The sequence below is a fragment of the Paenibacillus sp. P2(2022) genome, from assembly GCF_029522175.1.
GTDB lineage: Bacteria > Bacillota > Bacilli > Paenibacillales > Paenibacillaceae > Paenibacillus > Paenibacillus polymyxa.
In genome coordinates this window covers 64,816-78,174 of record NZ_JAKWFI010000003.1, presented here as the reverse complement: position 1 = coordinate 78,174, position 13,359 = coordinate 64,816, and the positions used below count along the sequence as shown (strand labels likewise).

11 protein-coding genes are annotated in these 13,359 nt (G+C 46.8%); 9 read left to right on the top strand and 2 right to left on the bottom strand.

The window, feature by feature from the left end; genetic code table 11:
* The first annotated feature begins 106 nt into the window (after window positions 1-106).
* Entirely contained in the window at window positions 107-1,741 is a 1,635-nt protein-coding gene (locus MMB75_RS12155; protein WP_045244623.1) for a glycosyltransferase family 39 protein, read from the top strand.
* Between the two features lie 81 nt (window positions 1,742-1,822).
* On the opposite strand, the gene MMB75_RS12150 is transcribed toward MMB75_RS12155, so the two are convergent.
* The gene (locus MMB75_RS12150; protein ID WP_017427076.1) at window positions 1,823-2,611 is read right to left on the bottom strand and encodes an alpha/beta hydrolase; all 789 of its coding nucleotides are present in this window, start codon (window positions 2,609-2,611) and stop codon (window positions 1,823-1,825) included.
* A 264-nt stretch (window positions 2,612-2,875) separates the two neighbouring features.
* Here MMB75_RS12150 and MMB75_RS12145 point away from each other — a divergent pair, with 264 nt between their 5' ends.
* A complete protein-coding gene (locus tag MMB75_RS12145) occupies window positions 2,876-4,030 on the top strand; it encodes an S-layer homology domain-containing protein (RefSeq protein ID WP_025365962.1) in 1,155 nt (384 codons plus the stop codon).
* A gap of 73 nt (window positions 4,031-4,103) precedes the next feature.
* Here MMB75_RS12145 and MMB75_RS12140 read toward each other — a convergent pair whose 3' ends face one another.
* Window positions 4,104-5,522 (bottom strand): VanW family protein, encoded by a 1,419-nt coding sequence (locus MMB75_RS12140; protein WP_045244622.1) that lies wholly within the window; start codon window positions 5,520-5,522, stop codon window positions 4,104-4,106.
* A 223-nt stretch (window positions 5,523-5,745) separates the two neighbouring features.
* Here MMB75_RS12140 and ftsE point away from each other — a divergent pair, with 223 nt between their 5' ends.
* From ftsE to MMB75_RS12105, 7 genes are all read left to right on the top strand, one after another.
* A complete protein-coding gene (ftsE, locus tag MMB75_RS12135) occupies window positions 5,746-6,432 on the top strand; it encodes a cell division ATP-binding protein FtsE (RefSeq protein ID WP_007432660.1) in 687 nt (228 codons plus the stop codon).
* Entirely contained in the window at window positions 6,422-7,339 is a 918-nt protein-coding gene (gene ftsX / locus MMB75_RS12130; protein ID WP_016822951.1) for a permease-like cell division protein FtsX, read from the top strand. The genes ftsE and ftsX overlap by 11 nt, the downstream gene beginning before the upstream one ends.
* An 83-nt stretch (window positions 7,340-7,422) precedes the next feature.
* Window positions 7,423-8,706 carry a murein hydrolase activator EnvC family protein gene (locus MMB75_RS12125; protein WP_016822952.1) on the top strand — a complete coding sequence of 428 codons (1,284 nt, stop codon included), beginning with the start codon at window positions 7,423-7,425 and terminating at the stop codon, window positions 8,704-8,706.
* Window positions 8,707-8,910: 204 nt separating this feature from the next.
* A complete protein-coding gene (locus MMB75_RS12120; RefSeq protein WP_016822953.1) occupies window positions 8,911-10,377 on the top strand; it encodes a S41 family peptidase in 1,467 nt (488 codons plus the stop codon).
* A 164-nt stretch (window positions 10,378-10,541) separates the two neighbouring features.
* Window positions 10,542-11,858 (top strand): PDZ domain-containing protein, encoded by a 1,317-nt coding sequence (locus tag MMB75_RS12115; RefSeq protein ID WP_017427073.1) that lies wholly within the window; start codon window positions 10,542-10,544, stop codon window positions 11,856-11,858.
* Window positions 11,859-12,037: 179 nt separating this feature from the next.
* Window positions 12,038-12,595 (top strand): class I SAM-dependent methyltransferase, encoded by a 558-nt coding sequence (locus MMB75_RS12110; RefSeq protein ID WP_019688761.1) that lies wholly within the window; start codon window positions 12,038-12,040, stop codon window positions 12,593-12,595.
* 274 nt (window positions 12,596-12,869) lie between these two features.
* Entirely contained in the window at window positions 12,870-13,253 is a 384-nt protein-coding gene (locus MMB75_RS12105; RefSeq protein WP_016822956.1) for a hypothetical protein, read from the top strand.
* Window positions 13,254-13,359: the final 106 nt, after the last annotated feature.

The following is a 13,359-nucleotide window of genomic DNA, read 5'->3' as shown; positions in this document are numbered from 1 at the left end:
ATTTTATTGTATTTTAGTGCATCGTAGCGGAGGGAAGGATACAGCTGGAGGGCGTAAGCTCCCTACAGCTGCACCACCGCAAGAAGTTTGAGGGGGAACGAGAGGAATGTCCTTTCGCAAATGGTCTGCAAGCAGATGGATGGCTATAGGTCTGTTTGTGTTTATACTTGCATTGGAGCTATCTGCGGGCATCTATTTCAGCTATGTTCTGGGATATATGCACACAGACGCGCTCAGTCGGGTAGCTAACGCATTTTATGTGCTGTACAGCCGCGACCCGCATCTGGGCGCTATCGGATTTATCTGGAATCCACTACCCAGTCTTCTGGAAATGGTGATTCTATTGCTGTATCCAATCTTTCCGGCATTAGCCTCCTATGGATTGGCTGCTGTTATTCTGAGTGCTACCTTTTCTGCTTTGACCGCTATGCTGCTATATCGGGCGGGTGTCAGAACAGGGCTTAGCTCTAGGATGAGCTTGCTGCTGGCTTTGTTGTATGCACTGAATCCGTTTATTTTACTATTTGGTGCCAACGGTCTAAGCGATTCGTTATACATATATTTCATTATGATGACGGTGATTGAATTTGCGCTGTGGCTCAAGGACCGCATGACGGCAAGTCTGATTGTTTCTGGGTTAGCACTTGCCATGGCGTTCTGGACTCGTTATGAAGCGGTGCCTCTGGGCGTGGCCATGGCTGTTGGCGTGGTCTTGGCGATTTTATTTCTTCATCGCAACTTGGGTAGACGTGAACTGGCCTTGCGGGAAAAGCTACATAAAGTCGAGGCAACCTGGTTGCTTCTTCTGCTCCCCGTGGTCTTTTCCGGACTGTTGTGGATTTTCTTTAACTATCTTATTATGGGGAACGCTTTTTATTTCCTGAATTCAGAGTACTCGAACACGGCCCAATCGGCAGAGCTGCTGAATGATGATAAATTTGTAGAGATTTTCTCCAATCCGCTGGTGGCTTTGAAGTTTATTGCATCCAAAACTATCTGGTATTCTGTACCGTTGTTTGCTATTTTGTTCATTCGTCTGTTGAGTGGACGCTTGTTCCGGTGGGGAACCTTGATTATTTTGTTATTGTTCCTGTCTGTACCAGGCTTGCAATTTTTACTTATGATGCGGCAATCCTCGTACGGTTGGTTCCGCTACTTTATGTATGTATTCCCAATTACCGTAGCCTGGTTGCCTTATGAGTTGAGCCAGCTTCAGGGACGTTGGCGGAGGGCGGCCTTTGGTCTAGTGTCCGTCAGTCTGCTACTTACCGCTGGATTACTCTCCTATGCGTTGACTCGCCCGGATATTGCACCGGATGAGAATAGCTTTCTCACACGCACGGGGAATGTAAACTATGTGAGACAAGAATCAGATCGTAAGATTGCCGTTTGGCTGGATGAGCATCTGCCGAAGTCTACCATTATGACAGATTCGGCTTCAGCCTACACGATGATCGTCTACAGCCAATATCCCAAACGTTTTCTGATCACCAGTGATTATGCGTTCAATAAAGCATTAAGTTATCCGCAGGACAATCATGTGGACTATATCCTTGTACCTAAGATTATGTCAGGCATGCCGCTGAGTAAGATTAATATGGTATATCCGAATTTATATGAGCATGGTGCCCCATGGGTTCAGCTTGAACGTGAGTTTAACGGCGAGTGGCGCCTGTATAAAGTGTTGCCTAAGGCACTAACTAATGGATCTCTAACGACGGAGACAACGACTAATCCCTGATGATAGGCATAACAACAATCCCTGGAGCCTATTCCCTTCGCATGGTGCGAGGAGGAAGGCTGCGGGGATTTTTTTGCCTGTTTAGTGCCCTTTAAGCGGTAGCCATGCCAGTACATCCTGAATTTTCGCGTCCCAGTATCCCCATTCATGAGTTCCAGGACCTTCTTCGTAGGTCAGCGGAACTCCAAGAGAGGTGCATGTTTCACGAAAAGTCTGATTTCCCTTATATAAGAAATCTTCCGTACCGCAGCATTGGTAGAGTCGGGGGAGTGAGCTCCCCGCGGTGGTATGACGTTGTAGCAGCTCCAGCAAATCGTGATCTGTTCCGCGTATTTCATCTGGCCCGAAAATGTTAAGCCATTCCGCTGGACTCATGGCATTTTGCATAGGATCGGTACGGGATGCGTGTAAATCCATAACCCCCGAAAGACTGGCAGCGGCTGCAAAGCGTTCTGGGTGCTGGAGTGCCAGTTTGAAGGCACCATACCCCCCCATAGAAAGACCAGCTACAAAATTGTCTTCACGTTTGTCCGACAGAGGAAAGAATGAACGTGCCAAAGCCGGCAATTCTTCACTAATAAAGGTCCAATAAGCCGCTCCTTGCTCCATATTCGTATAGAAACTCCGATGTACCTGGGGCATGACGACGGCTAGGCCCATAGAGGCGACGTAGCGTTCAATCGAGGTTCGACGCAGCCAGGTTGAATCATCGTCCGACAGGCCATGCAGTAAATACAGTGTCGGATGTGGCCCTGTTCCTTGCTTGCCCTCCATTCCAATCTGTGAGCGGGTTGCCTGCGGAAGAATAACATTCATGGATGTGCTTAGACCAAGAACTTCCGAGTAAAACTGACATTGAATAAGTGCCATAAGAAAACCTCTTTTCCTAGGGGGTTGCAATCTCTTTGACCTGTTCCAGCCTAATGATTATTCATTCAGTATACTTTAACCTGTCCAAATATACATATCCAAGTGAGTGACTAGGCATTAAGTCCTGTTTCTTATTTATCCTACATTAGGAGGGGGCATGGTTATATGGGACGATTTTTTTAATTTAGGGGTTATTTGGGTTTGATTTCTGGTAAAGTGTTTAAAAAAGATTGATGAATCCAATCTGAGGGAGGAATTTATAGCATGGGGAAAAAGTTAAGAACCACAATTACAGGTGTACTGAGTACAGGTCTTATTCTTAGCGCATTCAGCGCAGCGGCAGCTGCTCCTCAAACTACAAGCGGCCATTGGGCGGGAGATCAGGTGCAACGCTGGTCAGCTACAGGGCAATTGGATGGGGCGGTAAAACCGGATGCGGCGATCACACGCGCAGAATTTATCGTTCTTCTGAACCGCAGCTTGGGAACGTTCACACAGGAACTTCCAGCAGTGACAGACGTAACATATGCAGGTGGTGTGAAAATCAACGGTAATGGAAGCAGAACGTTCACAGATGTTCCGGCATCCCACTGGGCATACAACGAACTGACAAGTGCCGTAAATGCAGGCTACATAAGCGGCTATGCAGATAACAAGCTCAAACCAAATGGTAAGGTAACACGTCAGGAAGCAGCTGCGATTATTGGCAAAGCTATTGGGCTGACTGCGGGTAACGCAGCAGATGTTACTAAATTCATTGACTCCGACAAAATCGGATCTTGGGCGAAGAAAAGTGTAGCGGCTGTTGCGGAGCAAAAAATCATCAACGGTTATCCGGATGGTAAATTCCAGCCACTGAAGCCGCTGACTCGTGCAGAGGCGGTTGCTATTCTGGATGCTGCATCCGGTTATAACCTGAGCCCTGTTGATAATCTGACGACGACTCCTGGTGGAACGGTAACGGATTCCACATACAGTAACGTGACAAATTCCACTTATGGTAATACGTCGACTACTTCTGGCAGTGAAACAGAAGATAGCAGCACAAGTACTAGCACAGATAGTACAACTACTACGGACAACTCTACAACAACAGAGACAAGCACAGAGACAACTACAAATACCGATACGACTACAGACACAGCTACTGACGCGGATGCTACTTCGAATGCACTGAAAGTCAACGATGTGTACGATGGTGAAGGTACAATTACAGGAACAGCAAAAGCGGGTTCCACAGTAACTGCCTATTCCAACGATCTGCCTATCGGCAGTGCAGTAGCCAAAGATGACGGCACATTTAGCATCAGTGTGCTTACTCAAAAAGCGACAGTTAGACTGGTGATCAAAGCTAAAGATACAGACGGCCATGAAAGTGAGCCTGTAGAAATCTCGGTTTTGAGTAAACGCAGCGAGTAATTTAGAAACAAAAAAACCCCCTTTCACTCTGTCTGGAACCAATCCAGCCAGTAGTGAAGGGGGATTTTTTCGTTTATTCGCTTATGCCATCTTCCACAATAGGTTTCTCCAGTTCGCGTGTTTGTGGCTCAGACGATGTGCTACCGCCATAACTAGCTATAATGCGCTGCTGCGCTCGGTACGTATCGCGGCTGATTCGGGTGCGCTGGATGGGTTTTCCATCTACCTTTTTTATTCGAAAGGTCTCTACCACATACCCTTCTTTCCCCTGCCGAATGACTTGATAGAAGCCTGAGGGGAGTGAGTCATTACGTATTCTCTTTACGGGTATGGGGAGTACGCGAACGGTGTGAGATTCAAGCTCATACGAAATATTGGATGGGAATGTACCAAAAATTTTGACGGTAAGCGTTCGATTTTGGACCGCGGCACGTAGGAGCAAATGTTTGCCGGTATTATTTCTAAAACGAAAATTAATGGATCCTGTAGCAAAGGTCGCATCCTGGCCTTTGGGCAGATAGCTGACTGGCAGGGAATGGTTGCGGCGTTCGACAATGTCCAAGCCGACTCGCAGCGCTGCATTATAGACCGTGCTGGATACCTGACAAATCCCACCGCCAATGCCGGACTCCAGCCGTCCGTTCACGATTACTGGAGCCTCACGAAAACCATGGGTGCGCTCAGCCTTGGCGATCACCTGGCCGTAGTCAAATATGTCACCTGGTTTGAGAATTAAACCATCAACGGTGCTTGCCGCCGAATTAACGTTATACACACGTCCTTCCGAGCTACTGCCGAGACTGGTGGAAAATTGGGTAATTTTACGCTCTATACCTTCGCTGCGCAGACTGTCGACCGTAATTTTCGGCTCCAACTGGTGGAACGGTAATTCCACTCGGATCGGCTCCTCGAAAGCCGTAAAATCCTTGGGGAGTGCCTGCTTCATTACGACGTCCAGTTTGGGCCAATCCAAGCGCCGGGCAGAGCGTCCCGGAATATAACGAACCTGATCGTTTGCATCAATCTGACGCACCGCATTGATAGGCATGCCGTATCGTTGCTCCTCCCAATCAGCTCCAAATTGGGATTTTAAGATCTTCTCTTGCTGGAAAGGTGTGATAGACCATTCCTTCTCGAAGCTAAAACGTGTCTGTACGCGAGTCCATAGATGCTTCGCGCTGAGTGCCTTTACCGCATTTCGGAATGCCTCCGCTTTATAACTGAACCCTGCTTCTCCGAGTGTTAGCTTTATATCCTGTGCACTGCTGTCACTGTCCGTGAAGAGCAGAGGGCGCTGCTTCAATGCATCCAGTTTTTTCTCCACCAGTCGAAGAGCGTCCGTTTTATCCATGCCGCCTACGTTGACTCCTCCGATCCGCACTCCCTCCGGTAGTGTTTGTCTATCGGCGTACAGATGAAGTCCTCCCCACAACATAGCCAGCGCCAGAACACCAGACCATATCCAAATGACAGATAAATGAATTTTTTTCATAATGCAGATGTCTCCTGTCTGATAAGCTTGATAGCATTTCGTGTGCCATAATATTCATATATATGTGCCAAAAGCAGAAAACTTTCGGTACTATTTAGGTAACAAATTTGTTACAATGATAAACGGTATGATGAAATACAGAAGTTTTTAAAGGAAATGCATGGAATATGTCGAATGGATAATAGGTTATACGTAACATGATTAAGCAGCGGGAAGTGATCGAGTGATTGAAATGCAGGATGTGTGGAAGACCTATACGAACGGGACCCACGCACTTCAAGGAGTATCGGTCAGAATTGACCGTAATGAATTCGTATACGTAGTCGGCCCGTCTGGAGCGGGGAAATCGACTTTTATGAAGCTTATTTATAGAGAAGAAGTACCGACCAAGGGACAAATTTCAGTCAATGGTTTTAATATTGGGAAGCTCAAGCAGCGCAAAATTCCCTACGTTCGTCGTAACATCGGAGTCATTTTTCAGGATTTCCGGCTTTTGCCGCGTTTGACAGCCTATGAAAATGTGGCTTTTGCTATGGAAGTTATAGAGGCTCCCAAGAAGCTGATCCGCAAGCGGGTTCCAGAAGTGCTCGAATTGGTTGGCTTGAAAGAAAAAATGAATCGTGAGCCTGCCCAGCTTTCTGGTGGGGAGCAACAGCGGGTAGCGATTGCACGGGCCATCGTGAACAATCCCTCGGTCATCATTGCTGATGAACCGACGGGGAATCTGGACCCCGAAACATCGTGGGAGATCATGCAGTTGCTGGATGAAATTAATTTTCGGGGTACGACCATTGTGATGGCGACACACAATAAGGACATCGTGAACTCCATGCGTAAACGCGTCATTGCCATCGAAAATGGCAATATCGTAAGAGACCAGGTAAGAGGGGAGTACGGATATGACTTTTAATACCTTCTTGCGTCATATGCGGGAAGGTTTCAAAAACATATTCCGCAATGGCTGGATGTCCGTAGCATCCGTCACCTCAATTATTGTGTCACTGCTCATACTGGGCGTGTTTATTATGCTGGTGCTTAACGTCAACTCCTTGGCTGATCAAGCAGATAGTCAGGTGGAAGTTAACGTATTTCTGGAGCTCAATGTCGATCAGAGCATGCGTGAAACACTGCAAAAGGAAATCGCGGCAATGCCGGAGATCAGCAAAACGACCTTTGTGACGAAAGCTCAAGGTTTGGAGGAGCTTCGCAAAGATTTGGGAGACAGTGGCAAGGATCTGCTGGAGGGTTTTGACAAGGACAGCAATCCACTGCCAGACAAAATCGTGGTAGAGGTTATTGAACCAACGACGGTTCCATTTGTGGCCGAGAAGATTGAGAAGCTGAATACATTGCATCCCGAAAAACCGATCTTAAAGGTTCGTTACGGCAAAGGCACTGTAGAGACGCTCTTTACCATTACTAAGCTGATCCGCAATGTTGGTTTTATATTCGTCGCCGGACTGGCGATCATGTCTATGTTCTTGATCTCGAATACCATTCGAGTAACGATATTGGCACGACGCAGAGAAATCAGCATTATGAAGCTGGTCGGTGCGACCAACTTTTTCATACGATGGCCGTTTTTTATCGAAGGCGCGCTTATTGGTCTTATTGGTTCTCTTATTACTGTAGGTATTTTATTTACAGGCTATCAGCGTTTGCTGACAGCCGTTCAGGGAGATATCGCTCTCAATATGTTGAAGCTTATGCCGCTTGAAGGCATTTGGATTCAGCTGAGTGCATTGCTGGTTATTTTGGGGATGCTGGTCGGAATTATTGGCAGTACCCTGTCCATGCGCAAGTTCTTGAAAGTCTAAGAAGCATTTGGTGGAACGTCGTAGTCATTCAATAGAACGGGGAAGCCCGGTGTTATTTTGCGATAAAGGATGGGGAGTGCAAGTTGAAAAAAATAGGATCTGTGTTGGCTGCTACGTTGGTAGCTGCATTGCTAATCCAGCCTTCTGACGGATATGCCAAAAGCGTGAGTGAGATCAATTCGCAACTGAACCAATTAGAAAAGCAAGCCAAATCTGCCAAGCAACAGCAGCAAAAGGCTGCTCAAGATAAACAGTATGCTCAACATTACAAAAATAAAACCGTACAAAACCTGAAAACGGTACTTGCTCAAATTAACAGCGTCAGTGATCAGCTGACTCGTGTAGCGGTTCAGATCGATCAAACGGAAGATAATCTGCGTGCGACTAAAAAAGATTTGGCCGAAGCAATTGATCGCATTAATTCGCGGGAAAAAATGCTGGAAACTCGTGTGCGTCTCATGTATACGGATGGAACGGTCTCCTATATGGACGTGCTTATGTCTTCGACCAGCTTTAGTGATTTTCTCAGTCGGGTAGATTCCCTGAAAACGATCGTGGAGCAGGACCAAATTCTGTTGGACGAGCATAAAAAGGACAAGGCTCTGGTCGTTAGCAAGAAAAAGCAGCTTGATACGGAATATAAAAATGCCAAGAAGCTGTATGCGCTCAAGCAGGACGCCAAAGCTCAATTGAATTCGAAGGAAAAAGAGAAGCAAAGACTGATTGCCAACTACGATCATGATATTGCTGAATCGGATGAAATTAGTGAAGAGCAAAACGATATGCTGGTAGCCCTCGCGAACAAACGTGTGGCGCTGGTGCAGGAGAAGAACAAGCTCAGAGCGGAGCAGGCTGCCAAAGCAGCACGCGCTAGAGCAGCTGCACGTGCTGCTGCAGCCAAGCGAATTGCGTCTTCATCCTCAGGCGCAGCCTCGAATTCCAGCCATACGGCAGCCAGTACGTATACGGGCGGATCCGGTACTTTGGCTACGCCTGTAGCCCATTACCGACTCTCATCTACTTTTGGCATGCGGGTACATCCGATAACCGGCAAGCTTAAAGGCCATACAGGTATTGATCTGGCGGCTCCGCAGGGAACCGACATTCATGCAGCCGAGGACGGTGTTGTCATTGTTGCTGAATGGTGGAGCGGATATGGGAACACGGTTGTCATTGACCACGGAGACGGACTATGGACCCTATACGGACATATTCGCAACGGCGGTACGGTGGTTCATACGGGGCAAACCGTGAAACGCGGTCAAAAAATTGCGGAAGTGGGTTCGACGGGGAATTCCACAGGACCTCACTGTCATTTTGAAGTGCGCGAGAATAACAAACCTGTAAATCCGATGAACTATTTATAATAGATAAGGTAAGCCCTATTTGTAACCAATCCGGTTGTAGATAGGGTTTTGCTTTAATGGTTCATATCCAATGAAGAACATGTGCATTGAAACACGGAGTAGGATACAATTAACATATTCCGTACAAGCTAAACGTATACTTCGTGAATGGATGCGTTGTGAGGAAATAGGATACAAGATAAAGAGAAGGCGGTGGACGATTAGATGTTGAAGAAAAGTACAGCGGTACTCTTGATGGTGATCGGGCTGCTTGGCGGCAGTCTGCTCACTTTTGCTTATACTGGAACAACCACAGTAGGGAATAGCGCTCTGGGCGAAGGACTGCTGGCGAGTGTAACGGGGAGTAGTTCCTCCTCCAGAAGTGATATCCGCAAAATTGAGACAGCGATGGACCTAATCCAGGGACAATATTATCAGGATGTGGATCGCACCAAGCTAGTGGATGGCGCCATCAATGGAATGATGGAGTCGCTTGGCGATCCGTATTCCTCTTATATGGGTAAAGAAACTGCACAACAGTTCGAGCAATCCATAGAAGGCTCTTTTACCGGGATTGGAGCCGAAGTAGCGGCTGAAAATGGGAAAGTAGTCGTAGTCACACCAATTAAAGGCTCTCCGGCTGAAAAGGCGGGTCTACGCGCTAAGGATATTATATTGTCTGTTAACGGTGAAACACTGGACGGATTGGATCTGAACAAGGCCGTTTCCAAAATTCGTGGACCAAAGGGCAGTCAGGCAAAAGTCAAAATTCAGCGTAACGGTTCTCCTGATCCACTCGAATACACGATTACCCGTGACAACATTGATATGGAAACTGTAACGGCTCATATGGAAAGTGATGGAGTAGGCGTCATTACGATCACCCAGTTCTCCTTAAATACGGCAGAACGTTTCAAGGAAGAGTTAGCCAAGCTGGAAAAACAAGGGCTTAAGGGACTCGTTATTGACGTGCGTAATAACCCAGGTGGGGTACTTTCTGTTGTCATTGATATTGCACAGCAATTTGTACCTTCCGGTAAAACGATTGTACAAGTGGAAGACAAAAATCAGAAGCGTGAGGAAGAGAAGTCCAAAGGTTCACGCAAAAATTATCCGGTGACTTTGCTCATGAATAAAGGTAGCGCAAGTGCGTCCGAAATTCTGGCAGGTGCTCTCCAGCAATCCGCTGGCGCAGTGTTGATCGGAGAAAACTCCTTTGGTAAAGGTACTGTACAAACCAGCTATGACAAGCAAATGGGTGACGGTAGCCTGCTCAAAATCACGATTGCCAAATGGCTAACGCCAAATGGAACATGGATTCATAAAAAAGGGATTAAGCCGGACATCGCGGTGGACCAGCCTGAATACTTTACGGCAGCACCGCTGAACAAGGAAAAGTCCTTGAAATACAATATGAATAGCAGCGATGTGAAAAATGCACAAATCATTCTGCAAGGCTTGGGCTACAAACCAGGTCGCGAGGACGGCTATTTTGACAAAGTGACTGAAAGCTCTGTTATGGCTTTCCAAAAAGAGGCGAAGCTGACGGCTAACGGCATCATTGATGCGAAGACAGCATCAGCGATGGAAGCCAAGCTGATTGAAAAAATTCGTGATCCGAAAAATGATAATCAACTCAAGCAGGGGATTGAAGAGATTCGGAAGGAAATGAAGACAGGCGTAGCGAAATAATAGTGAGGCTACAACAAGGGGGCTGGAAACAGCCTCCTTTTTTATTGGGATTTATTTGCAGTCCGTCGGTTTGTCTTCCCTACATTGGCAATTTCATATAAAATAAATGGATATGAAATGTACGTGCTCCGCTATACAGCGGACCAGGGGCATAAGGAGTGTGAATGGACTTGGAATGGGCATTACAATGGGGATGGAGCGTCTTGAATGCTTGCTTGTACCTGCTTTTGCAGCCGTTTTATTATATCTCGATACTCATTGTCGCGCTTGGCTATCGTCGGCAAATGCTACTGGAGCGCAAGCTATTTCATACTAGAATGCATAGCTGGGCTGCAGAGACCTGGCGTGTCGTATGGAGTGGCTTGCTTGCCGGGATGGCACTATCCGTTCTAGGAATGTTCATCAGCGTGCATCTGAACCCGACTTCCATCGTGTGCCTGTGGATAGCCACATTACTGCTCATGCTGGTACGCGTCCGTTACCTGTGTCTTGCTTATTCGGTTGGTCTGCTAGGTGTAGTTCAATTTTTTCTGAACATAGCGAGTGGCTGGCAGCCTGGGGGAGTGCTCGGGACATCGGTAGCAGCTATCCGTGGATTGGATATTCCAGCACTCTTAGTGTTGGTTGCTGTACTGCATGTGGCTGAAGCGCTGTTGGTTCGCTGGCAAGGAGGAAAGGCAGCTACTCCGCTGTTCGTCGAGGGCAAACGGGGGAGATTGGTTGGTGGCTATCGTATGGAGGATCTCTGGCCCATTCCGTTGCTATTACTGGTACCCGCTCAGGGAGGATTCATGCTTCCCTGGACACCTTTGTTCGGCGGCGATGCCGGAACAGGGTATATGCTAGCAGCTCTGCCAGTCCTGATGGGCTTTAGCAGTGTGACGCTCGGCCAGCTACCCCGACAGAAGGCAGTACTTACTTCGAACCGATTGCTCCTGTACAGTGTGGCTTTGCTTCTGCTAAGCCTGTTGGCGGCCTGGTGGAGTCCGCTAATCTTGCTGGCAGCGTTATTCTCCTTCTTGGCCCATGAAGCGCTGATTTGGTACGGAAATATAGAGGAAAGCCGTCTTAGTCCGATGTTTGTACACCCCGAGCAAGGGATGCGTGTTCTCGCTGTGCTGCCAGATAGTCCGGCGACAGCTATGGGCATACTGCCGGGTGAGGCCATATACCGTGTGAATGGCATGGTTGTGAACAGCCGTGCCGAGCTGCATCAGGCCTTGCGGATCAACTCTGCTTTTTGTAAGCTGGAGGTACGCAATCTGCAAGGGGAGAGCAAGTTTGTACAGCGAGGCATGTACGATGGCGATCATCATCAGTTAGGGGTCGTGCTTGCACCGGATGCAGACGCAGGCTGGGCCGTATCCATACAGCCGGCCTCCATCTACCGAATTGTGGCCATGCACATAGGTGCACGACGACGCAAAGCGGGACAAGCATCCAAGGCAGAGGGTACGCATTTGGACACCATGGACCAATAGATATTACAACAAGAGGGTGGTCATTATTTGATTAGAATCGAATAAGGCTACCCTCTTTTGTATATGGCGACAGCAGCCTGCTTGAAATGAATATTCTCATCGGTATACAATGAATAATGTAATGGGAAACATTGATGAACCGAATGCCTATCATGTGTGTCAAGCAGGGAGAGGAAAAGATGAACGCGATTCACTTTATTCGAGAGTACATCAGGCACCCACGCAGCGTAGGCGCTGTAATACCCAGTTCAAGACAGCTGGCCAAGCAAATAGCGACACCGATTTACTTTGACAAAGCCTCGTGCATTATTGAATATGGGGCAGGAACCGGTGTGTTTACGCAAGAGCTGATTTTGAACAAGCGTCCAGAAACGTTACTGTTAGTGATTGAGGCAAATGAATCGTTTTATAAAAAATTACAAAGCAAATATGGTCACCTGGAGAGGGTACACATCATTCATGGATCAGCCGAGCATGTAGCGCGGTATATGGAACAGTACCAAGTCTCGAAGGTGGATTATATCGTATCGGGGCTTCCTTTCACCAGCTTACCCGCCGCGTTATCCAGCCTCATCTTGGGACAAACGGCCGAGGTGTTAGGCCAAGAAGGCAAGTTTATTACGTTCCAGTATAGCAAAGTTAAGCACAATTTCTTCCGTACTTTCTTTGCAGATATCCAGATTAAAAAAGTAAATTATAATGTGCCGCCAGCCTATGTGTTTACTTGCAGCCTGTGACCCTTCAGCTATGTAGGAGAGTAGAATAAATACGAATATCCATACACGGATGATTATGAGAAGATTGGGTCAGCATCATTAAGATGTTGAAACGGTCTTTTTTTGTTGTCCACTTTTATGGAAATATAAGATAAGGGATATGTTAAATGGCAAAATTCATTTAAGGAATCATATTTTAAAATGGGGCTTAACCTATATATTACATAAGTTGGAACCTGTTAGACTTTTGTAGGATTCATAATAAATCTGAACTTTTGTTAAAGGAGATTTATATATGGTAAAACCGCTGATGTTCATGCGCTGGTGTGAGTATTATGGGTTAAGCGACCGTGAGACAGATTTTGTATCCTTTTTTATGATGAATTTTTCGGCTGCACGATCAGGCAATCAACCCAAACTTAAGGATCAATTTGTTGAGATTCAAAAAAAAGCCTTTCCAGAATACCCCTTTGATATTAGCCCGGAAGAACTGGATTATAACAAATTTGAAGAGCTGATGAAACGAGTGTTGAACATTCATTTTGACACAGCCGAACTGTTGTATTCCTTCTATCTCCAAAAGCTGTGTGCACCTTTGGCAGAATACATTTTATCTACTGGAGATGCCGAGCCAGCACGGATCTACTATGAGCTTATTCAAAAGGACAAAGTACGGTAGAGATAAAAAAAGCCCCTTAGCTAAGGGTCTTTTTTATATTCAGGCTATAAAGTTATTTAATAAGTTAACTCTAGTCAATGTTCTGCTATATAGGCATTTGGAATAA